This is a genomic window from Shimwellia blattae DSM 4481 = NBRC 105725, assembly GCF_000262305.1.
Lineage (GTDB): Bacteria > Pseudomonadota > Gammaproteobacteria > Enterobacterales > Enterobacteriaceae > Shimwellia > Shimwellia blattae.
In genome coordinates this window covers 3,658,461-3,681,380 of the sequence record NC_017910.1, presented here as the reverse complement: position 1 = coordinate 3,681,380, position 22,920 = coordinate 3,658,461, and the positions used below count along the sequence as shown (strand labels likewise).

Here is a 22,920-nt window from a genome sequence, read left to right as displayed (position 1 = left end):
GTCCTGAGGTTATTAGCGGGTACGCACGAAACTGCCGTCTGACAGGCGGCTGAAGACCACCTGCTGGCCGTTCACCTCCAGGGCAAGGCCGATAACCACGCCGCTGTCGTTCTGGCGGATCTGGACAGTCTGGCCACTCTTCAGATTACTGAGCGGGTTGCCGCTGCCCTGCACCTGCGCCATGGCGTAAACGTCTGCCGGGGGCAGGTTATTATCCCGGAATAACTGGGCCAGGGTCTTGCCGGACTCCAGCGCGTAGCTACGCCAGCGTGGATCTTCACTTTCCCCCTGATACGGGATAGCCGGTTGCTGCGATCGCCCCTGAATGGTGGTCTGTACCCGCCGGGTGGGCTGGGTGGCCGCCGGGGGCTGGTATTGTGTGCTGGCCTGGGCGCTGTCGTCTTCCGGTGGTTCGCTGACCGGCTGAGGGTCGACCGGGGCCACCTGCTGCGGTGCGTACTGGTTGCTGGCGGCTATTTGTGGATCCGGCTGCGGCTGGGTCGAGTAGTCCAGCGTGCCGCTGCGCTCAGCAGAGGGCGCAGGATCGCTACCGGCAGGGAGCAGTAAACCAAGCAGTATCAGGAGCACGCCGGCAAAAATGCCGCGGCGGTGCGCCAGAGGTAATGGATCCATCAGCGTGAAGTTATCCGGCGCATGCCAGATGCGCAGCAGCACAGGCTTAATGGCGAATCGCATTGGCGTCTCCTTATTTCCTGTTCTTGTCGTCCGGTCCATCGTTGTGCGCAGCCAGCTGGCACAGCGGGTCAGTGGGCTTTTGTTCCCCGGCGCGGTTCTTCCCATCGCTTCCTCGTTCTTTAAGGAACTTAATCTATCCAGCTGCTACCAGTATAGCGTTCTAACCCGTTGATGCCGGTAACAATGTCAGCGTGCGTGACGGTCATATCATCATGCGCAGCGTTGTAGCGCCTATTGTTTCTGTTTCCAGGCGGTTTGTCATCTTTCCTGCAGGAACATTTTACCCTGTTCGCTCGTACTGTTATGCTGCCCGCTACTTTGTACATCACGAAAGGAAAACTCATGACAACCCCTTCTTTTGATAGCGTTGAATCCCAGGCGAGCTACGGTATTGGTCTGCAGGTGGGTCAGCAGTTACGTGAATCTGGTCTGCAGGGCCTGTTGCCGGAGGCACTGGTTGCTGGTCTGCGCGATGCGCTGGAAGGGAACTCTCCGGCAGTTCCGGTGGATATTGTTCACCGTGCTCTGCGTGAAGTGCATGAGCGTGCCGATGCGGTACGCCGCGAGCGTCAGCAGGAGCTGGCGGCAGAAGGCCAGAAATACCTGGACGAAAACGCCAAACGCGAAGGCGTTAACAGCACCGAGAGCGGTTTACAGTTCCGCGTGCTGACCCAGGGCACCGGGGCGATTCCGGCACGTAAAGACCATGTGCGTGTGCACTACACCGGTAAGCTGGTAGACGGCACGGTATTTGACAGCTCAGTCGCGCGCGGTGAACCGGCAGAATTCCCGGTCAGCGGTGTGATCCCGGGCTGGATCGAAGCACTGACCCTGATGCCGGTCGGCTCCAAATGGGAACTGACTATCCCGCAGAACCTGGCTTATGGTGAACGCGGCGCAGGGGCTTCCATTCCACCGTTCAGCACCCTTATCTTTGAAGTTGAGCTGCTGGACATTCTCTGAGCCTCTTCCCGAAAAACCCGCTGCGGCGGGTTTTTTCTTTTTCTCTTCCCCATCCCACCAATATTTTATATTGCTTAAATATCGAATAAGGGTATTTTTGTGATTCAATTCGCGTTATCGATTTAATTTAATACAAAAATAAAACATAAAATTAACATATTATATTCTTAACCCGTTTTCAGGGAGACTGATAAACGGTCCGGCTCAGCGGGTTAATACCCGGTCTGATAGCCGGAGCTCCGCGGATAGGGTGTCCGCCTCGTAGTACCTTATAAAATCACAGGCCATCAGAGCCTGACACACAACATCGACGTACAGGAAAGTCAAATTATGGTAGATCAGGTTAAGGTCGCGACAGCGGCTCAGCCCCCCGAGGAGCACGCGCTCCGCAGAAATCTCACAAACCGGCATATTCAGCTTATCGCCATCGGCGGTGCCATCGGCACGGGGCTGTTTATGGGATCCGGTAAAACCATCAGTCTGGCCGGGCCGTCGATTATCTTCGTCTACATGATAATCGGCTTTATGCTGTTTTTCGTTATGCGCGCCATGGGAGAGCTGCTGTTATCCAATCTGGAGTACAAATCTTTCAGTGATTTTGCTGCCGATTTACTCGGCCCCTGGGCCGGGTATTTCACCGGCTGGACCTACTGGTTTTGCTGGGTCGTGACCGGTATGGCGGATGTGGTGGCGATTACCGCCTATGCGCAATTCTGGTTCCCGGGGTTGTCGGAGTGGATTGTCTCGCTGGCGGTGGTGCTGTTGCTGCTGTCGCTTAACCTCGCCACGGTGAAAATGTTCGGCGAGATGGAATTCTGGTTTGCGATGATAAAAATCGTGGCGATCGTGGCCCTTATCATCGTGGGCCTGGTGATGGTGCTGACCCACTTTACCTCCCCCTCCGGGGTTGAGGCCTCCTTCGCCCACTTATGGAACGACGGCGGCTGGTTCCCTAAAGGGATAAGCGGCTTCTTTGCCGGGTTCCAGATTGCGGTGTTTGCGTTTGTGGGGATTGAGCTGGTGGGAACCACGGCGGCGGAAACCCGGGATCCGGAAAAATCACTGCCCCGGGCGATAAACTCGATTCCAATCCGGATCATCATGTTTTATGTCTTTGCGCTCATCATGATTATGTCTGTCACCCCGTGGAGTTCGGTGGTGCCGAGCAAGAGCCCGTTTGTGGAGCTGTTTGTGCTGGTGGGGTTACCGGCGGCAGCCAGTATCATTAATTTTGTGGTGCTGACATCGGCGGCATCTTCAGCAAACAGCGGGGTGTTCTCCACCAGCCGGATGCTGTTTGGCCTGGCCAAAGACGGCGCCGCGCCGAAAAGTTTTGCCCGCCTCTCCCGGCGTGCGGTTCCGGCAACCGGGCTGACCTTCTCCTGCATTTGTCTGATGGGCGGTGTGGTGCTGGTTTACCTGAAACCGGACGTGATGGCGGCCTTTACCATGGTGACCACCGTGTCGGCCATCCTGTTTATGTTTGTCTGGACGATTATCCTCTGCTCGTACCTGGTGTACCGTAAGCAGCGCCCGGAGCTGCATGCGAAGTCCATCTATAAGATGCCGCTGGGCAAACTGATGTGCTGGGTGTGTATGGCGTTCTTTGTGTTCGTGCTGGTGCTGCTCACCCTGGAAGAGGATACCCGTCAGGCACTGATGGTCACGCCTTTGTGGTTTATTATTCTGGCCGCAGGCTGGGTGTATATCGGCAGGCAGCGCCTGGCGAATAGCGGGAAATAAAAAAGGGGCCACGCGGCCCCAAACGTAAGACAAGGCGCCAGACGGCGCCTTTTTTATGAGAATCGGTTATTCACCGGCCAGGGCACGCGGGAACAGCACGTTATTTTCGAGGCTGATGTGGTTCATCAGATCGTCGATCATCTCGTTGATCCCCATATACAGCGCTTTCCAGGTGGTGCAGGCCTCCGGCGGCGGCGTGACGTTGTCGGTCACGTGTTTGATAACTTCCAGCAGTTCACCGGCTTCGTCGTGCTCGCTTTCCATGACGCTAATCGGCCCGGTGGCGTGAGCGCCCATGCCCTGTTTGATCATCGGGAACAGGATCTGCTCTTCTTTCATCATATGGCTGCTGAGCTCTTCATGGAGCTGCGTCAGGTATTTTGCCAGCCCACGGGGCACACTGGGTTTTGCCGCGTGTACCCGCTCCACTTTGCTGGCCTGGATAATCAGCTCCGGCAGCTGTTCGCGGTGGCGGTCGTGGTAGCGGACAATAATATGGTCGATGATTTCAGCCAGCGGCGCGGCGCGCCAGTCTTTTTCCGGCTGGGTTTTTGCCAGCTCGGCCAGCTGTGCTTCCAGAGCGTCGAGATCCAGGGATTTGCGGTTTGCCGCTTTCTCCAGGGTCAGCTTACCGCCGCAGCAGTAATCCAGATCGTATTTACGAAACAGCGCAGACGCGCGCGGAATAGTTAATGCCAGTTCCCCTAAAGCCTGTTCGCGAAATGCCATGGTGGTTGCCTCATCAAAAAGTATAAGATGTATTTTAAATGCATCTTATAAAAAAGCTATACCCCTTTTGAGTTACAGGGCTTTTCTGCGGGCACCACCAGCGCCTGTACCGGCCGGGGTTTCACCCGCACGGCAATCACCACGCCAGCAATCAGGCAGCCGATGCCGCACAGGGTCATCAGCGGGGGCATCTGGTGGCGCAGTAAAAAGGCATACAGCAGGCCCGCCAGAGTTTCAAAGACGATAAGCGGCCCCACCAGCACGGTTGGCAGGCGCTGGCTGGCAATATTCCAGCACAGGTTTCCCAGCCACGAGCACAGCACGGCAATGGCCAGCATCAGCACAATAAACACTGCCGGGCGCGGGCCAAAAGGCAGCGCAAAGTCCGGCGTGCTGTGGCCCAGCCACAGGCAGCTCAGGGCATATCCCAGCAGCGAGAAGGGCAGAATAACCAGCCCCTGGGCGGTGGCCCACATCAGCGGGTTTTTGTCCGGGTTTTCCCGCAGCCAGCGGCCATTACGCAGGGCGTACCACGCCCAGCTGGCAACGGACACCAGCGCCAGCGCAATACCGCTCAGATAGCGCCACCAGGAAAAGCCCGGCCCCCCCTGGCGCAGCTCCGCGCTGTTAACCAGCACCAGCCCCAGCAACATAATAACCAGCGCCGGGAGCAGGCGCCCCCAGGGCAGCTGACCGTCGCGCCGGGTGTAGACCAGATTCGCGCACACCGGGATAACCACCGGCAGGGTGCCAATGATCATGGTGGAGATGGGGGCACCGGTGCGCTGAATGGCGCTGGCAAGGCACAGGTAATAGACAATATTCCCCACCGTGGAGAGCTTAAGGGCGGTAAACCAGTCGCTGAGGCTCAGTTGCTTCAGGCGCTTACGCCCCAGCCAGCCAATAGGCAGTGCGATGAGCCCCAGAGCCAGATAGCGCCCGAATGACTGCAGCAGCGCCGGGTATTCCGGCACAATCAGCGGGCCGACAAAAATCAGCCCCCACATCAGCCCCGCCAGCAGGGCGTAGCCCACACCTGATAACAACATGTTTAACCTCACTCGTCAGAAGCCTGCATTGTGGTGGCGAAGCCGGGGCGTGTCTTGTACCAGCTTGCGCTTTTAACGGGTGACTTGCTTCTGGTAGCGCACCGGGGTAATGCCATAGCGGCGGGTAAACGCACGGGTGAGGTGGGACTGATCGCTCAGCCCGCAGGCAGCGGCGACTTCTGCGGCAGGCATTCCCCGGGTAAGGAACTGCTTAGCCCGCCACAGGCGAATGGCCATCAGCATCTGGTGCGGGGTGGCGTGAAACTGCTGTTTGAACTGGCGCTGAAAGTGCCAGGGGGTCAGGGAGAGCAGGGCCGCCAGCTCATCAAGGGTGATGCTGTGCATGTAGTTATCGTGCAGATAGTCGCGTACCCGGGTAAAGCGCGGGCTGGCATGGGGCTGGCGCGGGCTGTTTCCCGGGCTGTACGGGCGCACGGTATCAAGCAGCTCCAGCAGCAGCCCGTGCTGTTGCAGCGCCTCCTGGCTGTGCCAGAGGGTAAAAATCAGTGCGCCCACCCGGCGGGCGCGCAGCGGATCGTAGCGGACCACTTCGTTAAACCACCAGTTCTGGCTACCGGCCAGGCCGCTGAGTAGCTGTGGCTCCAGATAAATCATCCGGTAGCGCCAGCCGTCGGTGGTTTCAGCCTGCCCGGTGTGCAGCTCATCCGGGTTCATTAACACCAGCGAGTCTGACGGGGCAATATGCTGGCTACCCCGGTAGCGAAAGCGCTCAGCGCCGGATTCAATCGCGCCAATGCCAAATGCTTCATGGGTATGGGGTTCGAAGGCGTAGCGGGAGATATGCGCGTGGTAAAGCTCCACGCCGGGAATGTCCGCCAGGTGCCGGAACTGGGCGCGATCACGCGTATCGGTAAATTCTTCAGGGACACCCTGCACAGCACACCTCCGGGGAATCAGCGCCTCCATTATAGAACAGCTTTTAGCTACACTTAATTTAACCAGACCATTGCCCGGTAAAATAATAGTGCCACAGGGGGTATTGTGCCCGGCGGCAGGTTTACTGATAGCAGAAACAGGCGCGGTGCGTTATAAAACCGTTATGAAAAAACAAAAGGTTACCCTTTAATTTTACGGGGTTTCTGCTCCTGAAGGTGAGGTATGCGATGTTAGAACAAATTTGCCAGCTGGCCCGGGACGCGGGTGATGCGATTATGCAGGTCTACCAGGGGGAACAACCGCTGGATGCCACCCGCAAAGCGGATGACTCACCCGTAACGGCGGCGGATATTGCCGCGCATCAGGTGATTTTACGTGGCCTGCAAATGCTGACCCCGGACATTCCTGTCCTGTCCGAAGAGGCGCCCCAGCCCTGGGATGAGCGCCAGCACTGGCAGCGCTACTGGCTGGTTGATCCGCTGGATGGCACTAAGGAGTTCCTCAAACACAACGGCGAGTTTACGGTCAATATTGCCCTGATCGAGCGGGGTAAGCCGGTGCTGGGGGTGGTATATGCGCCGGTCAAAAAAGTGATGTACAGCGCTGAGAACGGCAAAGCCTGGAAAGAAGAGTGCGGAATACGCAAATCGATCAAAGCCCGGGATGGCCGCCCGCCGCTGGTGGTGGTGAGCCGCTCCCATATGGATGATGAGCTTAACGACTATCTGGCCGAGCTTGGCGATCACCAGACCGTTTCGGTGGGTTCATCGCTGAAGTTCTGCCTGGTGGCGGAGGGGGAAGCGCAACTCTACCCGCGCTTCGGGCCTACCTGCGTGTGGGATACGGCCGCAGGGCACGCGGTTGCCGTTGCGGCCGGGGCGCAGGTCCATGACTGGCAGGGCCGGACCCTGGACTATACCCCCCGGGAGTCGTTCCTTAACCCCGGGTTCAGAGTGTCGGTTTTCTAGGCCACTCAGTGAAGTAGCTTGCGCAGCAGCGTCATGACCTGCTGCACCTCCGGCCCGCTCAGCGGGCCGTCTTTAACAAACTGCACCCGGCCGCTGTTGTCCAGCACCACGATGGCCGAGCCGCCGGATTTCAGCTGCCATTTCTGCTTCGCCACCCCCTGGCTGTCGACAATAAATTGCGACCACGGATACTGCTTCTTACTGCCCTCTATACTGCTGCGCACGAACATCCCGGTGCCCATAATGGCATCGTCAGTGTTGACGATGGTGGTGGTCTGGTAGCGATCATGGGGAAGCTGAGCACTTTTGATGGCTTCAATCAGCGCGGCATTCTCTTCTTTGGCCGAAGAGCGCCCGGCAATGTGCTGGATAACCCGCACTTTTCCCGCCAGCTGGGCGCTGTTCCAGGGACGGTAGCTAAAGTTGCCGTTATCCAGCAGCAGCTCGCCTTTATCGGCAATGCCCACCGGGGGGACACGCTGGTTTTCAGTAAAATCATGGGCAGAGACCGCCAGCGGGAAGAGCAGGGCCGCCAGGGTTATCAGATGTCGCAGGGTCATAGAGCGCTCCATTATTCTTGTCGTAGTGATCGGACCAGATGGTTACTGAATAAGAATAAGTGGGTTTTGTGACTTTTCACGCAATGGTGATGCCAGATTGCGGCCAACCGCACACATTAGGATTAATTCGACTCGTTATACTTTGCTGGCTCAGGAACTGAAAAGAAAACTCTGAATGATTGTAATGAAACGGTAAAAAAAGTTATATATGCTGGCGATATTTGATAATTCAGCTATAGTTCTATCGCCTCAGAAAACCCAGAGGCGATTTTGAGCGGCAGAATGGGGCCTCCAGCAGAAGAAAGGACTACTTCTGAGGGATATCCGGCAACAACTGGCTCTGTTTGAAATGTGACGGGTATTTTTTACGTCTTATATGGATTGGCCGATTGTGGTTCAGCTGAGGCGTATGACTAGCAGGAGTTGAAAAGAATGAAAATTTTCCAGCGTTACAATCCCCTTCAGGTGGCAAAGTACGTGAAAATCCTGTTTCGTGGACGGTTGTATATCAAGGACGTTGGCGCGTTTGAGTTTGACAAGGGCAGAATCCTCATTCCGAAGGTGAAAGATAAACTGCATTTGTCGGTGATGTCTGAAGTTAACCGCCAGGTTCTGCGTCTGCAGACAGATATGGGTTAACCCGCAGACTCGCGGTGTGCAAGAGAGCCCTTTGCGTTATCGCGCGTAAGTAGCCTGAGCCGGTTATACCGTCTCAGGCTTTTTAATGCCCGGATGACGCCCATAAAAAAGTTCATCGCGGGGGACAGGAAAACCCCTGCGGTACAACAGCACGGTTTCAGCGGCTGAAATGCCGCTGAATGTCAGTTAATGGCCGCGAGGGTGTTAAACCCCCGCATAAAGGCAATCGGCGGAAACGCAGGTGCAGCTCAAGGACTGGCTGCCAGGATGGCAGCCAGAAGGAAGGCTGAGGCATGGATGCCGCATAACATTGTCAGGAACAATGTTAAACAGCGCTTGCGCTGGCCCCGGAGGGGTGAGCCTCATGGATGAGGCGAATAATCCTGACTGGTCCGCCAGAGCAAGCCGGAGTTGCAGCGAACCGCGCAGCGGCGATTGACCGCGGGCCGGCGAGGTCTCCAGGAGGGGGCCGGCCCCCCCTCCTGGAACGCGACCAGGTTCCGTACACAACATATGAGTGCCCATCGTCGGGGAGCGGAACCCGTTCACCGGGCGTTCATATATCCGAACCTGAAGCGCCTGCGAATCGCTATTCTCACAAACCACCTTTTGGGAAAAGGCTTCAGCCGCCACGCTTAAATGTGATGAACAATAAAAAAGGGCGGTGAATCACCGCCCCACAGGGATTATTCCGCCTCAGGCTGTGGTGTCGCCGGGTCTGCCAGCTTGGGGGCCAGCGCAATCGGGCGGCTTTCCAGCCGGGTCACCAGTAGCTGATCGATACGGAAGTTATCGATATCCACCACCTCAAACTTATACCCGGAAAACTTAACGAAATCCGTGCGTTTCGGGATTTTGCGCAGCATAAACATCATAAAACCACCGATGGTTTCATAGTTGTCAGACTGCGGGAACTCGTCAATGTCCAGGACGCGCATCACGTCATCAATCGGGGTGCCGCCCTCTACCAGCCAGGAGTTTTCGTCACGGGCGACAATCTGATCTTCCGTGCCCATGCCGACCAGATCCCCCATCAGGGTGGTCATCACGTCGTTAAGTGTAATGATCCCCACCACCAGCGCGTACTCGTTCATGATAACCGCGAAATCTTCCCCGGCGGATTTAAAGCTCTCCAGGGCTTCAGACAAGGTCAGCGTGTCGGGCACCATCAGTGCGCTGCGGATATGGACACCGCTGTTCAGGGCCAGGCTCTGGTTGCCCAGCACCCGGTTCAGTAACTCTTTAGAGTCCACATAACCGATGATGTGGTCGATATCGTCTTTACACACCAGGAATTTGGAGTGGGGGTGATCGGCGATTTTGTTTTTCAGGCTCTGCTCATCTTCCTGCAAGTCGAACCAGACGATGTTCTCCCGCGAGGTCATGGAAGAGGGCACCGTGCGCGACTCCAGCTCAAAGACGTTTTCAATCAGCTCATGCTCCTGCTTGCGCAGCACACCGGCAAGGGCCCCGGCCTCAACAACGGCGTAGATATCGTCAGACGTAATATCGTCTTTGCGCTCCATTGGCAGTTTGAAGAGACGGAAAATCATATTGGCCAGCCCGTTAAAGAACCAGACCAGCGGGCGGAACACCAGCAGGCAGAAGCGCATCGGGTTGATGATACGTAAAGCGACCGCTTCAGGCGCTACCATACCGATGCGTTTCGGGGTTAAGTCGGCAAACAGGATAAACATCCCGGTGACCAGAGAGAAGGAGAGGATAAAGCTCAGTTGCTCCGCCAGCTCTGGCGAGGCGACCTTAAGCAGAATATCGCGAAAGAGCGGAGAAAACGCCGCATCACCGACGATACCACCGAGGATAGCCACCGCGTTGAGGCCAATCTGCACCACGGTAAAAAATGTGCCCGGGTTCTCCTGCATTTTGAGCACCCGTTGTGCATTGATGTCGCCCTCATCCGCCAGCAGTTTAAGTTTAATTTTACGGGAGGCGGCCAGCGAGATCTCAGAGATCGAAAAGAACGCACTGATAGCAATCAGACTAAGTATAACTAATATACTGTTTAACATATTTTATCCGGCCGTTATGGCCAGAGCCTCGGAAGGGAAGTTGATATTTTGTATGACAAAATTAACGGCCAGCCCGAAGATGATGGACCGGCCAATTTCCGCACTAGTATAGCGTAATCAGATATCAGGCTGCCAGCAAAGGGCAGCTGGCCAGAGATAAATGCCATTAAATCAGACATTAGCATTACGGCCTGCTGATTATGCTTATTATTACGGCTGTTTACTCCGTCCTGTGCCGGGGAAACCGCCGGGCGGCAATGAAAATAGCCGCTTATCCACGCGATTGCGGTGGCAGGCAGATACCCGTACCGCCGAGATTGCAGTACCCACCCGGGTTCTTATGCAGATATTGCTGGTGTTCATCTTCTGCATAATAAAATGGCGTGGCGCTGGCGATTTCAGTGGTGATGACCCGGTGGTCTCCGGCGTCTGCCATGGCCTGCTGAAAGCGCGCCAGGCTCTCCCGGGCGGCGCTTTCCTGCTCCGGGCTGGTGGTATAAATGGCGGAGCGGTACTGTGTGCCCTGATCGTTACCCTGGCTCATGCCCTGGGCCGGATCGTGGTTTTCCCAGAACAGCTGCAATAACTGGCGGTAACTGATAACCGCGGGGTCAAAGACCACCCGCACCGCTTCTGCGTGGCCGGTCTGGCCGGAGCACACTTCGCGGTAGGTGGGGTTGGGGGTATAACCGCCGGTATAGCCCGCCGCGGTGCTGTAGACCCCCGGCTGTTGCCAGAACAGGCGTTCAACGCCCCAGAAGCACCCCATCGCGAACAGGGCCACCGCCATACCTTCCGGGATGTGGGTCATGGAGTGCTGGCTGACCACGTTCAGGGTGGCGACGGGCATGGGGGTATTGCGGCCCGGCAGGGCGGATGCGCTGCTGATCAGCTGCGATTTATCGAACATTTTCATTAATGCACTTCTCCCGGTGAAAAGAAAACGGCCAGATACCGGCTCTCAGGTTGTAACCCCCGGCGTATTTGCAGACAATAACGCGCGCATTGCCGGTAATCTGGCGAATTTGCTACAGAAAAACGAAGATTTATGACGAAACCGCTAAACTTATGGTTTCCTTACGCTGCAACAAACGTGGCGTATTGTGGGTTTGTTGCCATTTTGTATTAAAAATATTGCAATTGCATTGTGTTTTTCAACCCACTCAGGGTGATTGTTAGCCGCGGGCGGCGGCATTGGTTTTATTTTGACGAGGGATTCAGGAGAAGACGTGCCACAACTACGAATGCTATGTATTGCTGGCCTGTGTCTGGCAAGCGGGGTGGCAAATGCGGCCAATATTCGCTTACAGCTGGAGGGGTTATCCGGCGAGCTGAAAAAGAATGTCAGGGCCCAGTTGTCCACGATTGAAAGCGATGAGGTGACCCCCGATCGCCGCTTTCGCGCACGCGTTGATGATGCCATCCGCGAAGGGCTGAAGGCGCTGGGCTATTACGAACCGCAGATCGATTTTGAACTGCGTCCGCCGCCGGCAAAAGGCCGCCAGGTGCTGGTGGCGAAAGTCTCGCCGGGCCAGCCTGTGCTGATTGGCGGCACGGACGTGGTGTTCCGTGGCGGTGCCCAGACCGATAAAGACTACCTGAACCTGCTGAAAAAACGCCCGAAGATAGGCTCTGTGCTCAATCACGGCGATTACGATAGTTTCAAGAAAGAGATAACCAGCGTTACCCTGCACAAAGGGTACTTTGACGGTGAGTTTAAAAAACACCAGTTGGGGGTCTCCCTCGATCGCCACCAGGCGTTCTGGGATATCGACTACGACAGCGGCGAGCGCTACCGCTTCGGCGAGGTGACCTTTGAAGGCTCGCAAATCCGCGAAGAGTATCTCCAGGCGCTGGTGCCGTTTAAACGCGGGGATTATTACACCTCCGCCGATCTGGGCGAGCTGAACCGCAGGCTGTCTGCCACCGGCTGGTTTAACTCAGTCGTGGTGGCCCCGGAGTTTGATAAATCCCGTAAAACCAAAGTGCTGCCGCTGCACGGGGTGATGAGCCCGCGCACGGAAAACTCCATTGAAACCGGTATTGGCTACTCCACGGATGTGGGGCCCCGGCTGACGACCACCTGGAACAAGCCCTGGGTGAACTCTTACGGGCACAGTCTGACATCCAGCATCAGTATCTCCTCCCCGGAGCAGATCCTCGATTTCAGCTACAAAGTACCGCTGCTGAAAAGCCCGCTGGAACAGTATTACTTGCTGCAGGGCGGCTATAAAAACACCGACCTGAACGACACCAAATCCGACTCCACCACCTTTGCGGCCTCCCGTTACTGGGAGATGTCCAGCGGCTGGCAGCGGGCAATCAATATGCGCTGGAGCCTCAGCCACTTTACCCAGGGTGAAGTGACCAACACCACCATGCTGTTTTATCCGGGGGTCAGCTTAAGCCGCACCCGCTCCCGTGGGGGGCTGATGCCCACCTGGGGGGATTCACAGCGCTATTCGCTGGATGTCTCTGACACGGGCTGGGGATCTGATGTGGATTTTGCCGTTATTCAGGCCCAGAACGTCTGGATCCGCACCCTGGCGGAAAAACACCGCTTTGTACTGCGCGGCAACCTGGGCTGGATCGAAACCAATGACTTCGACAAGGTTCCGCCGGATCTGCGCTTTTTTGCCGGGGGCGATCGCAGTATTCGTGGTTACGACTATAAAAAAATCTCCCCGGAAGACAGCAGCGGCAAGCTGACCGGTGCCTCAAAACTGGCGACCGGCTCGGTGGAATACCAGTACAACGTGACCGGTAAATGGTGGGGCGCGGTCTTTGTCGACTCCGGAGAGGCGGTGAACGACATTAAACGCAGCGACATTAAAACCGGTGCCGGTGTCGGGGTACGCTGGCAGTCGCCGGTCGGGCCGGTCAAGCTCGACTTTGCCGCCCCCGTCGGTGATAAAGACCAGCACGGGGTACAGTTTTACATTGGACTGGGGCCAGAATTATGAGTTTATGGAAGAAAATAATCCTCGCTCTGTTCGTGCTGCTGGTGGTTATCATCGGCGCGGTGGGATTTCTGGTCGGGACCACGACCGGGCTGCATATGCTGTTTAATGCGGCGAACCGCTGGGTGCCGGGGCTGGATATCCGCAGCGTGACGGGGGGCTGGAAGGATCTGACCCTCAAAGGGGTCACTTACCAGCAGCCGGGTGTGGCGGTAAATGCCGGTGAACTGCACCTTTCGGTGGGGCTGGGCTGCCTGAAGCGCAGTAGCTTTTGTGTCAACGCCCTTGGCCTGAAGGATGTCAGCGTGGCTATCGACAGCAGCAAAATGCCGCCGTCCCCGCCGCCGGAGCCCGAAGAGGACAGCGGCCCGCTGAATCTCAGCACCCCGTATCCTATTAGCCTCAGCCAGGTCACCCTGAATAATGTCAGTGTAAAAATTGACGATACCGCGATCTCGCTGCTGGATTTCTCCACGGCGATGAGCTGGGAAGAGCGCAATATGGTGCTCAAACCCACGACCATTTCCGGGCTACTGATTGCCCTGCCGAAGGTGGCAAAAGTTGCCGAAGAGCAGGTGGTCAAGCCCAAAGTTACCGAGCCAGAACCCGACGAACCGCCGCTTGGCGAGACCCTGAAACAGCTGTTTGCCAAACCGCTGCTGCCGGAGATTGCCGACGTGCATATTCCGGTGAATCTGACGGTGGAAGCTTTCCGGGGTAAACAGCTGCGCCTGACCGGGGATACGGATGTCACCGTGAAAGATATGCTGCTCAAAGTCAGCAGTGTCGACGGGCTGATGCACCTTGATGCGCTGGATATTGACTCCACCGCCGGGAGCGTGAACGCCACCGGTAAGGCGGAGCTGCGCGATAACTGGCCGGTCGATATTACCCTGAACAGCGCCCTGAATCTGGACGCAGTAAAAGGCGAGAAGATCAAAATGCAGGTGACCGGTGCCCTGCGCGACAAGCTAAAAGTGGGGGTGAATCTCTCCGGACCCGTCGATGTACAGCTGCACGCCACCACCGAGCTGGCCACACCGGGCCTGCCGCTGAATCTGGAAGTGCTCAGTAAGCAGCTCTACTGGCCGCTGACCGGTAGCCGCCAGTTCCAGGCCGATAATCTGGCGCTGAAACTGACCGGTAAAGCCACCGACTACACGCTGTCGGTGCGCGGGGCGGTAAAAGGGGAGCAGATCCCCGCAACAGATATCACCCTTAACGGGAAAGGCAATGCCCGGCAGCTCAGCCTTGATAAGCTCAGCCTGGCTACCCTGCAGGGCCATGTGGATCTGCAGGCGCTGCTGGACTGGCAGCAGGCCATTAGCTGGCGCGGCGAGCTGAGCCTGAATGGCATTAACACCGCGAAACAATACCCCCAGTGGCCTTCAAAACTGGACGGGATTATCCAGACCCGGGGCAGCCTGTACGGCGGCAGCTGGCAGATGGAGATCCCGAAAATTCAGCTGCACGGTAACGTAAAAGAAAATGCCGTGAAAGTGGAAGGCCAGGCGAAGGGCAACAGCTATATGCAGTGGAAAATTCCCGGGCTGCATGTGGCGCTGGGCCGGAATATGGCGGATATCAAAGGGGAGCTGGGGGTTAAGGCACTTAACCTGGATGCCACCATTGATGCGCCGGGCCTGAATAATGCGCTGCCGGGGTTAGGCGGCACCGCGAAAGGGCTTATCAAGGTGCGCGGCAACGTTGACGCGCCGCAGCTGCTGGCGGATGTCACGGCCAGCAACCTGCGCTGGCAGGAGCTGTCAGTCTCCAGTGTGGTACTGAAAGGGGATGTGACCTCCAGCGAGCAAATCGCCGGGGCGCTTAACCTGCGGGTTGAGCGTATTGCCCAGCCAGGGGTGAATATTGGCCTGGTGGCGCTGGATGCCAAAGGCAACGAGCAGCATCACCAGCTGGCGCTGCGTATCCAGGGGGAGCCGGTTTCCGGCCAGCTGGATCTGAGCGGCAGCTTCTCCCGTAAAGAAGAGCGCTGGCGCGGGCAGTTGACCAACACCCGTTTCGCCACCCCGGTGGGCCCCTGGTCCCAGCGCGGGGCGGTCAGCCTGGATTACCGTAACGCATTACAGTCTGTTGCCATTGGCCCCCATTGCTGGGTAAACCCCAATGCGGAGCTGTGCGTGCCGCAGACGATTGAAGCAGGCGCAAAAGGCCACGCGGCGATTAACCTTAACCGCTTTGACCTGGCGATGCTGAAAACCTTTATGCCCGAGACGACCCAGGCTGCCGGGGTGTTCAGCGGCAAAGCGGATGTGAAGTGGGACACCACCGGGCCGGGTCTGCCCCAGGGGAGCGTTAGCCTGGACGGGCGCGGCGTGAAGGTGACCCAGGATGTGAACGGCGCGGCGCTGCCGATAGGCTTTGATACCCTGAACCTCAGCGCGGAGCTGAAAAACAACCGCGCACGCCTGGGCTGGCTGGTCCGCCTGACCAACAATGGTCAGCTGGATGGCGATATCCAGGTTTCGGACCCGGAAAACCGCCGTGGTCTGGCCGGTAATGTGAATATGCGTAATTTCTCGCTGGCGATGATTAACCCTGTCTTCTCCCGGGGGGAGAAGGCCCAGGGGATGCTGAACGCGAATCTGACCCTTGGCGGTAATGTGGAGCGGCCCCAGCTGTTCGGGGATCTGCGCCTCACCGGGCTGGATATTGACGGTAACTTTATGCCGTTTGATATGCAGTCCGGCAGCCAGGTCGCCATGCGTTTTAACGGCATGAGCTCGGTGCTTAACGGCCAGATTGTGACGCAGCAGGGGTATATCAACCTGAGCGGTAACGCGGACTGGAGCCAGCTGGACAACTGGCGCGCCCGTATTGCGGCGAAAGGCACCAAAGTGCGGGTGACGATTCCGCCCATGGTGCGGGTGGATGTCTCGCCGGATGTGGTGTTTGAGGCGACACCGAAGCTGTTTTTACTGGATGGTAATGTGGATGTGCCCTGGGCGCGGATCGTGGTGCATGATGTGCCAGCCAGTGCGGTGGGGGTCTCCGGCGATGAGGTGATGCTGGATAAAAACCTGAAACCGGAAAAAGCCCAGAGTGCCGGGATCCCTATCAACAGCAACCTGAATATCCACGTCGGTAACAATGTGCGCCTGGAAGCCTTCGGGCTGAAAGCCCGCCTGACGGGTGACCTGAAAGTGGTGCAGGATCAGCAGGGGCTGGGCCTGAACGGGCAGATTAATATTCCGTCTGGCCGCTTCCATGCTTACGGCCAGGATCTGATTGTCCGTAAAGGTGAGCTGCTGTTCTCCGGCCCGCCGGATCAGCCGATTCTGAATATTGAGGCCATCCGTAACCCGGATGCCACCGAAGACGACGTAACCGCAGGGATCCGGGTGACCGGCCCGGCCGATCAGCCGAAGGCGGAGGTCTTCTCGGATCCGGCCATGTCTCAGCAGGCGGCGCTCTCTTATCTGCTGCGCGGCCAGGGGCTGGACAGCAGCCAGAGTGACAGCTCCGCCATGACATCTATGCTTATCGGTATGGGGCTTGCACAAAGTGGTCAGGTTGTGGGTAAAATCGGGGAAACGTTCGGCATCAGTAATCTGGCGCTGGATACCCAGGGTGTGGGGGACTCTTCACAAGTGGTAGTGAGTGGTTACGTACTCCCGGGTTTGCAGGTGAAATACGGCGTGGGTATCTTTGATTCTCTGGCAACGCTCACCCTGCGTTACCGGCTGATGCCTAAACTGTATCTGGAAGCGGTGTCTGGTGTTGATCAGGCACTTGATTTGCTCTATCGATTTGAGTTTTAGCAATGCGAATATTTGTCTACGGCAGTTTACGACGCAAACAAGGCAACAGCCACTGGATGACAAACGCCCTGCTTCTGGGCGCGCACAGTGTTGAGAATTATGTGCTGTACTCCATTGGCCATTACCCTGGCGCCGTGCCGGGTGACGGTGTTGTGACCGGTGAGGTATACCGGGTTGACGCCGCCACCTTGTCCGAGCTGGATGCGTTGCGTACCACGGCTGGCGAGTATTCTCGCCATCTGATCCAGACTCCTTACGGCAGCGCGTGGATGTACGTCTATGAGCGGTCGGTCGAAGGGCTGACGCGTATTGAAAGCGGCGACTGGCTGGATCGGGAACAGTATCTCTGACCGGTCGGTCGGGATTGTCTGTGATAAATAAAAAAACCCTGCCGCAGTGGCAGGGTTTTTTGTTCTGAGACGCCGGGAAATTACTTCTTAGCGCGTTCGAAAGAGGCAACGATCTCAGCTTTAGCGGCTTCGGCATCTGCCCAGCCTTCAACTTTAACCCATTTGCCTTTTTCCAGATCTTTGTAGTGCTCAAAGAAGTGGCCGATCTGCGCTTTCAGCAGTTCCGGCAGGTCGCTCACATCTTTGATATGGTCATATTCTTTGCTGAGTTTGGTGTGCGGCACCGCGACAACTTTCGCATCTTCACCGGATTCGTCGGTCATTTTCAGCACGCCAACCGGGCGGCAACGCACCACGGAGCCCGGCTGCAGCGGGTACGGGGTCGGGACCAGCACATCAACCGGATCACCGTCCAGAGAGAGGGTGTGGTTGATATAGCCATAGTTGCACGGATAGAACATGGCGGTGGACATGAAACGGTCTACAAACAGCGCGCCGCTCTCTTTATCCACTTCATATTTGATAGGATCGGCATTGGCCGGGATCTCGATGACGACGTAGATATCTTCCGGCAGATCTTTACCGGCTGGTACGTTGAGTAAGCTCATGTCTGTTTCCTTTAACTAAATGCAAACAAGTGGCGGCTATTATAGCTAACTGCGTCGGAATGTCTTTGCCTGTTTTCGCTTCAGGCCGCGTCAGTACCGGTGTCAGCCGGTTGTCGCGTAGCCTGAAAATCCATATCTCCAGGCGTATTTTATATAAAAATGTGGAAGCGATTACATCCACAGGCTATTACCTGAAATCTCCATAAAAAACAGCCCGTTTGTCCATCCCCGGCGGGCCGTGCCGGTGCGGCTCTGCGGCCGGGTATGATGGGGGAATTTTAGTAACATTATCGCTACTTTTTGAATATGTGATGTAACGCATTCTGTTACAGCAGCGGTTGTCTATAGTTTCCCGGACGGTGCAAATATGACCAATACTAACCTGACGAGGATACGTTTATGTGGAAGCGCTTACTTCTTGTTACCGCAGTTTGTACGGCCATGTCGTCAGTGGCCAGTGCCGCCCCGCTGACGGTGGGATTTTCCCAGGTGGGATCGGAATCCGGCTGGCGCGCTGCCGAAACGTCGGTGGCGAAAAGTGAAGCTCAGAAACGGGGCATCACCCTTAAAGTGGCAGACGGCCAGCAAAAACAGGAAAACCAGATCAAAGCGGTGCGTTCGTTTATCGCCCAGGGGGTAGACGCCATCTTTATTGCGCCGGTGGTGGCTACCGGCTGGGAGCCGGTCCTGGAAGAGGCGAAAGAGGCCAGCATCCCGGTACTGCTGCTGGACCGCTCCATTGATGTGAAAGACAAATCCCTCTATATGACCACCGTGACCGCCAATAACGTCCTCGAAGGTCAGCTCATTGGCGACTGGCTAATCAAAACCCTGAACGGCAAACCCTGCAATGTGGTTGAGCTACAGGGCACGGTGGGGGCCAGTGTGGCCATTGACCGTAAGAAAGGCTTTGCCCGGGCAATAGCCAAAGCATCCAACATTAAAATTATCCGCTCCCAGTCCGGGGACTTCACCCGCAGCAAAGGCAAAGAGGTGATGGAGAGCTTCATCAAAGCGGAAAACAACGGCAAAAACATCTGCATGGTTTACGCCCATAACGACGATATGGCCATCGGGGCGATTCAGGCCATTAAAGAGGCGGGGCTGAAGCCCGGCACGGATATTCTGACCGGCTCGATTGACGGCGTACCGGATATCTACAAAGCGATGATCGCCGGGGAGGCAAATGCCAGCGTAGAGCTGACGCCGAATATGGCGGGCCCGGCCTTCGACGCCCTGGAGAAATACAAAAAAGACGGCACCTTGCCGGCGAAATTAACCCTCACAAAATCCACCCTGTACCTGCCGGATACCGCCAGCGAAGAGCTGGAGAAAAAGAAAAGTATGGGGTACTGAGCGTGATTCTTTGCCGCCGGTAAGGGTTTCCGGCGGCCTTATCTGGGGGCCTTATGGCGACAGCACATCACCAGGAGATCCTGCGCACGGAAGGGCTGAGCAAACATTTTCCCGGGGTCAGGGCGCTAAATGGCGTTGATTTCAGCCTGCGTCGCGGCGAGATCATGGCCCTGCTGGGGGAGAACGGGGCCGGGAAATCCACCCTTATCAAAACGCTGACCGGCGTATACCCGAGTGATGGCGGTACCATCTGGCTGGACGGCGCGCGCATCTCCCCGTCCGGCACCGCCGATGCCCAGCGGCTGGGTATCGGCACCGTATACCAGGAGGTGAACCTGCTGCCCAACATGTCCGTGGCGGATAATTTGTTTATCGGGCGTGAGCCCCGGCGCTGGGGACTGGTGCAGCGCCGGGAAATGGTGCGCCGTGCCCGTGAACTGATGCGCAGCTGCGGGTTTGATCTTGATGTCCGGGAGCCGCTGAACCGCTATTCTGTTGCCATGCAGCAGATTGTGGCTATCTGCCGGGCGATAGATTTATCTGCGAAGGTGCTGATTCTTGATGAGCCCACCGCAAGCCTGGATACCCGGGAAGTGGAGATGCTGTTTACCCTGATGCGCCAGCTGCGCGATCGCGGGATAAGCCTCATCTTTGTCACCCACTTTCTGGATCAGGTCTACCAGGTGACGGACAGGATCACCGTACTGCGCAATGGGGCGCTGGTGGGGGTGCGTGAGACCCGCAGCCTGGCACAGATTGAGCTGGTAAAAATGATGCTTGGCCGGGAGCTGGACCGCAACGCCCTACAGCGGGCCGGGCGCACCCTGCTTAGCGATACACCGGTGGCGGCATTTGAGGGGGTGGGCAAAAAAGGGGTGATTGCGCCGTTTTCGCTGTCTGTGCGCCCCGGGGAGATCGTGGGCCTTGCCGGGTTACTGGGTTCCGGGCGCACCGAGACGGCAGAAGTGATGTTCGGGATAACGCCCGCAGACAGCGGCCGGATCCTTATCAAAGGCAAACCGCAGACGATCCGCTCACCGCACCAGGCCTCCTGTCTCGGGATCGGCTTTTGCCCGGAAGATCGCAAAACAGACGGGATCATTGCGGCGGCCTCAGTGCGGGAGAATATTATTCTGGCGCTCCAGGCTCAGCGCGGCTGGCTGCGGCCGATCCCGCGCCGGGAGCAGGATCACATCGCCGAACGGTTTATCCGCCAGCTGGGGATCCGCACACCGGGCCCGGAGCAGCCGGTGGAGTACCTTTCCGGCGGTAACCAGCAAAAAGTCCTGCTTTCCCGCTGGCTGCTGACCCGGCCACGGTTTCTGATCCTCGACGAGCCGACCCGGGGCATTGATGTGGGGGCCCACGCGGAGATTATCCGCCTGATTGAAACCCTGTGTGCGGATGGCCTGGCGCTGCTGGTTATCTCCTCTGAGCTGGAGGAGCTGGTGGGCTATGCGGATCGGGTGCTGATTATGCGCGATCGGCAACAGGTGGCGGAGATCCCGCCGGAAGCCTTGTCGGTCAGCGCCATTATGAATGCCATTGCGGCATGAGGAGGATCCTGTGATGTCGAACTCTGTCTCTGGATCCCCGCCGGGCAAACGCCCCGGGCGCTGGCCCCGGGGGCTTGCGCAAATCGCGGCTCTGGCCCTGGTATTGCTGGCAGATGGCCTGGTCTCCAGCCATTTTTTCCAGATAGTCGTTCAGGATGGTCGCCTGTTTGGCAGCCCGATAGACATTCTTAACCGGGCCGCCCCGGTGGCACTACTGGCGATGGGGATGACGCTGGTCATCGCCACCGGCGGTATTGATCTCTCTGTGGGGGCGGTGATGGCCATTGCCGGGGCGACGGCCGCGACCCTGACGGTGCAGGGCAATAGCCTGGCTGTGGTCCTGCTGGCGGCACTGGGGGCGGGGGTGATTGCCGGGCTGTGGAACGGCATTCTGGTGGCGGTGCTGAATATTCAGCCCTTTGTCGCCACCCTGATCCTGATGGTCGCCGGGCGCGGGGTCGCACAGCTTATTACCGCCGGGCAGATCGTCACCTTTGACTCCCCGGCGCTGGCCTGGCTTGGCAGCGGCTCCCTGCTGTGGTTTCCCACCCCGGTTATCGTGGCGCTGGTCACGCTGGTGTTGTGCTGGCTGTTTATCCGTAAAACTGCCCTCGGGCTGTTTATTGAGGCGGTGGGCATCAATAAACGGGCGGCGAAAAATGCCGGGGTCAGCACCCGTCTGGTGGTGATGCTCACCTATGTGCTGAGCGGGCTCTGTGCCGCTATTGCCGGGGTGATTGTCGCGGCGGATATTCGCGGGGCGGATGCCAATAACGCCGGGCTGTGGCTGGAGCTGGACGCCATCCTTGCGGTGGTGATTGGCGGCGGCTCGCTGATGGGCGGGCGGTTTAATATGGCGCTGTCGGTGGTGGGGGCGCTGATTATCCAGGGGATGAACACCGGTATTTTGTTGTCCGGCTTCCCGCCGGAGCTGAACCAGGTGGTGAAAGCGGTGGTGGTGCTGCTGGTGCTGGTGGTCCAGTCGCCGCGCTTTATTGATCTACTGAAGAAGGTGCGCCGCCATGATCAAACGTAACCTGCCGCTGATGATAACGCTGGCGGTCTTTGTGCTGGGCTACCTGTATTGCCTGACCCGGTTCCCCGGGTTTGCCTCAACGCGGGTGATTTGCAACATTCTGACCGACAACGCTTTTTTGGGGATCGTGGCCGTGGGGATGACGTTTGTTATCCTCTCCGGCGGGATTGATCTCTCCGTCGGCTCTGTGATTGCGTTTACCGGGGTTTTTCTGGCCAAAGCCATTGGCCTGTGGGGGCTGTCGCCGCTGGTGGCGTTCCCGCTGGTACTGGTGATGGGTTGCGCATTCGGCGCGTTTATGGGGCTTATCATTGATGCCATGAAGATCCCGGCGTTTATTGTGACTCTGGCGGGTATGTTTTTCCTGCGCGGGGCCAGCTATCTGGTGTCGGAAGCCTCACTGCCTATCGACCACCCGGTTTATACCGCCCTGTCGGGGCTGGCGTGGCGCATCCCGGGGGGCGGGCGGCTGAGCGCCATCGGGCTGCTGATGCTGCTGGTGGTGGCGGGCGGAATGCTGGTGGCCCACCGGACCCGGTTTGGCAACCAGGTCTACGCCATGGGCGGCAACGGGGTTTCTGCGGCGCTGATGGGCATCTCCACCCGCAGCACCACCGTGCGTATTTATATGCTGTCTACCGGGCTTGCGACCCTGGCGGGGATCGTCTTTTCAATTTACACCTCCGCCGGTTATGCCCTGGCCGGGGTAGGGGTTGAGCTGGATGCGATTGCCTCGGTCGTGATTGGCGGCACGCTGCTGAGCGGCGGGGTCGGAACGGTACTGGGGGCCCTGTTTGGGGTGGCTATTCAGGGGCTTATCCAGACCTATATTAATTTTGACGGTACGCTCAGCTCCTGGTGGACCAAAATCGCCATCGGGATTTTGCTGTTTGTTTTTATCGCCCTGCAACGGGGGCTGATGGTGCTGTGGGAGAGGCGGCAGAATGCGCCGGTGCGCCGGGTGAGCTGAAAATAAACGGGGCGCCGTAGCGCCCCGG

Annotated in this window: 19 protein-coding genes; 11 read left to right on the top strand and 8 right to left on the bottom strand. The window is 57.6% G+C overall.

Annotation, left to right across the window (positions count from 1 at the left end):
• Window positions 1–12 precede the first annotated feature (12 nt).
• On the bottom strand, window positions 13–696 hold the full coding sequence (locus EBL_RS17230; RefSeq protein ID WP_002441643.1) for a LysM-like peptidoglycan-binding domain-containing protein: 684 nt from the start codon (window positions 694–696) through the stop codon (window positions 13–15).
• Window positions 697–1,038: 342 nt separating this feature from the next.
• On the opposite strand from EBL_RS17230, the gene fklB reads away from it, so the two are divergent.
• Complete coding sequence (gene fklB / locus EBL_RS17225) at window positions 1,039–1,659, top strand: BamJ family beta-barrel-assembly machinery protein (protein WP_002441646.1); 621 nt, start codon at window positions 1,039–1,041, stop codon at window positions 1,657–1,659.
• 330 nt (window positions 1,660–1,989) lie between these two features.
• The gene (gene cycA, locus EBL_RS17220) at window positions 1,990–3,402 is read left to right on the top strand and encodes a D-serine/D-alanine/glycine transporter (protein WP_002441648.1); all 1,413 of its coding nucleotides are present in this window, start codon (window positions 1,990–1,992) and stop codon (window positions 3,400–3,402) included.
• Window positions 3,403–3,468: 66 nt separating this feature from the next.
• Here the strand turns inward: cycA and ytfE are convergent, their stop codons facing one another.
• From ytfE to EBL_RS17205, 3 genes are all read right to left on the bottom strand, one after another.
• The gene (gene ytfE, locus EBL_RS17215; RefSeq protein ID WP_002441650.1) at window positions 3,469–4,131 is read right to left on the bottom strand and encodes an iron-sulfur cluster repair protein YtfE; all 663 of its coding nucleotides are present in this window, start codon (window positions 4,129–4,131) and stop codon (window positions 3,469–3,471) included.
• Window positions 4,132–4,187: 56 nt separating this feature from the next.
• On the bottom strand, window positions 4,188–5,177 hold the full coding sequence (locus tag EBL_RS17210; RefSeq protein ID WP_164558555.1) for a DMT family transporter: 990 nt from the start codon (window positions 5,175–5,177) through the stop codon (window positions 4,188–4,190).
• A gap of 75 nt (window positions 5,178–5,252) precedes the next feature.
• A complete protein-coding gene (locus EBL_RS17205; RefSeq protein WP_002441655.1) occupies window positions 5,253–6,077 on the bottom strand; it encodes an AraC family transcriptional regulator in 825 nt (274 codons plus the stop codon).
• Window positions 6,078–6,304: 227 nt separating this feature from the next.
• On the opposite strand from EBL_RS17205, the gene cysQ reads away from it, so the two are divergent.
• The gene (gene cysQ, locus EBL_RS17200; RefSeq protein WP_002441657.1) at window positions 6,305–7,045 is read left to right on the top strand and encodes a 3'(2'),5'-bisphosphate nucleotidase CysQ; all 741 of its coding nucleotides are present in this window, start codon (window positions 6,305–6,307) and stop codon (window positions 7,043–7,045) included.
• Window positions 7,046–7,050: 5 nt separating this feature from the next.
• Here cysQ and EBL_RS17195 read toward each other — a convergent pair whose 3' ends face one another.
• The gene (locus EBL_RS17195) at window positions 7,051–7,605 is read right to left on the bottom strand and encodes a YtfJ family protein (RefSeq protein ID WP_002441659.1); all 555 of its coding nucleotides are present in this window, start codon (window positions 7,603–7,605) and stop codon (window positions 7,051–7,053) included.
• A 432-nt stretch (window positions 7,606–8,037) separates the two neighbouring features.
• Between EBL_RS17195 and EBL_RS17190 the strand changes: the two genes are divergently transcribed.
• A complete protein-coding gene (locus EBL_RS17190) occupies window positions 8,038–8,244 on the top strand; it encodes a DUF1107 domain-containing protein (protein WP_002441662.1) in 207 nt (68 codons plus the stop codon).
• Window positions 8,245–8,930: 686 nt separating this feature from the next.
• On the opposite strand, the gene paeA is transcribed toward EBL_RS17190, so the two are convergent.
• Window positions 8,931–10,274 (bottom strand): polyamine export protein PaeA, encoded by a 1,344-nt coding sequence (gene paeA / locus EBL_RS17185; RefSeq protein WP_002441664.1) that lies wholly within the window; start codon window positions 10,272–10,274, stop codon window positions 8,931–8,933.
• A 271-nt stretch (window positions 10,275–10,545) separates the two neighbouring features.
• Window positions 10,546–11,190, bottom strand: a complete 645-nt coding sequence (gene msrA / locus EBL_RS17180; RefSeq protein WP_002441666.1) for a peptide-methionine (S)-S-oxide reductase MsrA — start codon at window positions 11,188–11,190, stop codon at window positions 10,546–10,548.
• Between the two features lie 313 nt (window positions 11,191–11,503).
• On the opposite strand from msrA, the gene tamA reads away from it, so the two are divergent.
• The 3 genes from tamA to EBL_RS17165 are packed head-to-tail and all read left to right on the top strand — an operon-like array spanning window position 11,504 to window position 17,366.
• Entirely contained in the window at window positions 11,504–13,237 is a 1,734-nt protein-coding gene (tamA, locus tag EBL_RS17175; RefSeq protein ID WP_002441668.1) for an autotransporter assembly complex protein TamA, read from the top strand.
• Window positions 13,234–17,016, top strand: a complete 3,783-nt coding sequence (tamB, locus tag EBL_RS17170; RefSeq protein ID WP_002441671.1) for an autotransporter assembly complex protein TamB — start codon at window positions 13,234–13,236, stop codon at window positions 17,014–17,016. Before tamA ends, tamB begins: the two co-directional genes overlap by 4 nt.
• 2 nt (window positions 17,017–17,018) lie before the next feature.
• The gene (locus tag EBL_RS17165) at window positions 17,019–17,366 is read left to right on the top strand and encodes a gamma-glutamylcyclotransferase family protein (protein ID WP_002441673.1); all 348 of its coding nucleotides are present in this window, start codon (window positions 17,019–17,021) and stop codon (window positions 17,364–17,366) included.
• 80 nt (window positions 17,367–17,446) lie between these two features.
• Here EBL_RS17165 and ppa read toward each other — a convergent pair whose 3' ends face one another.
• Complete coding sequence (ppa, locus tag EBL_RS17160) at window positions 17,447–17,974, bottom strand: inorganic diphosphatase (protein ID WP_002441675.1); 528 nt, start codon at window positions 17,972–17,974, stop codon at window positions 17,447–17,449.
• Between the two features lie 399 nt (window positions 17,975–18,373).
• On the opposite strand from ppa, the gene ytfQ reads away from it, so the two are divergent.
• The 4 genes from ytfQ to yjfF are packed head-to-tail and all read left to right on the top strand — an operon-like array spanning window position 18,374 to window position 22,892.
• Entirely contained in the window at window positions 18,374–19,330 is a 957-nt protein-coding gene (ytfQ, locus tag EBL_RS17155; protein WP_002441677.1) for a galactofuranose ABC transporter, galactofuranose-binding protein YtfQ, read from the top strand.
• A 53-nt stretch (window positions 19,331–19,383) separates the two neighbouring features.
• Window positions 19,384–20,886 carry a sugar ABC transporter ATP-binding protein gene (locus EBL_RS17150; RefSeq protein WP_002441679.1) on the top strand — a complete coding sequence of 501 codons (1,503 nt, stop codon included), beginning with the start codon at window positions 19,384–19,386 and terminating at the stop codon, window positions 20,884–20,886.
• Window positions 20,887–20,899: 13 nt separating this feature from the next.
• Window positions 20,900–21,922 (top strand): galactofuranose ABC transporter, ATP-binding protein YtfT, encoded by a 1,023-nt coding sequence (ytfT, locus tag EBL_RS17145; protein WP_002441681.1) that lies wholly within the window; start codon window positions 20,900–20,902, stop codon window positions 21,920–21,922.
• Window positions 21,909–22,892 (top strand): galactofuranose ABC transporter, permease protein YjfF, encoded by a 984-nt coding sequence (yjfF, locus tag EBL_RS17140; protein WP_002441683.1) that lies wholly within the window; start codon window positions 21,909–21,911, stop codon window positions 22,890–22,892. Before ytfT ends, yjfF begins: the two co-directional genes overlap by 14 nt.
• Window positions 22,893–22,920 lie beyond the last annotated feature (28 nt).

Bases quoted from the DNA above. Each gene is read 5' to 3' on its own strand.
- paeA (WP_002441664.1), bottom strand. From the start codon at position 10,274: ATGTTAAACAGTATATTAGTTATACTTAGTCTGATTGCTATCAGTGCG.
- EBL_RS17230 (WP_002441643.1), bottom strand. From the start codon at position 696: ATGCGATTCGCCATTAAGCCTGTGCTGCTGCGCATCTGGCATGCGCCG.
- cycA (WP_002441648.1), top strand. From the start codon at position 1,990: ATGGTAGATCAGGTTAAGGTCGCGACAGCGGCTCAGCCCCCCGAGGAG.
- tamB (WP_002441671.1), top strand. From the start codon at position 13,234: ATGAGTTTATGGAAGAAAATAATCCTCGCTCTGTTCGTGCTGCTGGTG.
- ytfT (WP_002441681.1), top strand. From the start codon at position 20,900: ATGTCGAACTCTGTCTCTGGATCCCCGCCGGGCAAACGCCCCGGGCGC.
- fklB (WP_002441646.1), top strand. From the start codon at position 1,039: ATGACAACCCCTTCTTTTGATAGCGTTGAATCCCAGGCGAGCTACGGT.
- msrA (WP_002441666.1), bottom strand. From the start codon at position 11,190: ATGAAAATGTTCGATAAATCGCAGCTGATCAGCAGCGCATCCGCCCTG.
- EBL_RS17195 (WP_002441659.1), bottom strand. From the start codon at position 7,605: ATGACCCTGCGACATCTGATAACCCTGGCGGCCCTGCTCTTCCCGCTG.
- EBL_RS17190 (WP_002441662.1), top strand. From the start codon at position 8,038: ATGAAAATTTTCCAGCGTTACAATCCCCTTCAGGTGGCAAAGTACGTG.
- EBL_RS17165 (WP_002441673.1), top strand. From the start codon at position 17,019: ATGCGAATATTTGTCTACGGCAGTTTACGACGCAAACAAGGCAACAGC.
- yjfF (WP_002441683.1), top strand. From the start codon at position 21,909: ATGATCAAACGTAACCTGCCGCTGATGATAACGCTGGCGGTCTTTGTG.
- ytfE (WP_002441650.1), bottom strand. From the start codon at position 4,131: ATGGCATTTCGCGAACAGGCTTTAGGGGAACTGGCATTAACTATTCCG.
- ppa (WP_002441675.1), bottom strand. From the start codon at position 17,974: ATGAGCTTACTCAACGTACCAGCCGGTAAAGATCTGCCGGAAGATATC.
- cysQ (WP_002441657.1), top strand. From the start codon at position 6,305: ATGTTAGAACAAATTTGCCAGCTGGCCCGGGACGCGGGTGATGCGATT.
- EBL_RS17150 (WP_002441679.1), top strand. From the start codon at position 19,384: ATGGCGACAGCACATCACCAGGAGATCCTGCGCACGGAAGGGCTGAGC.
- ytfQ (WP_002441677.1), top strand. From the start codon at position 18,374: ATGTGGAAGCGCTTACTTCTTGTTACCGCAGTTTGTACGGCCATGTCG.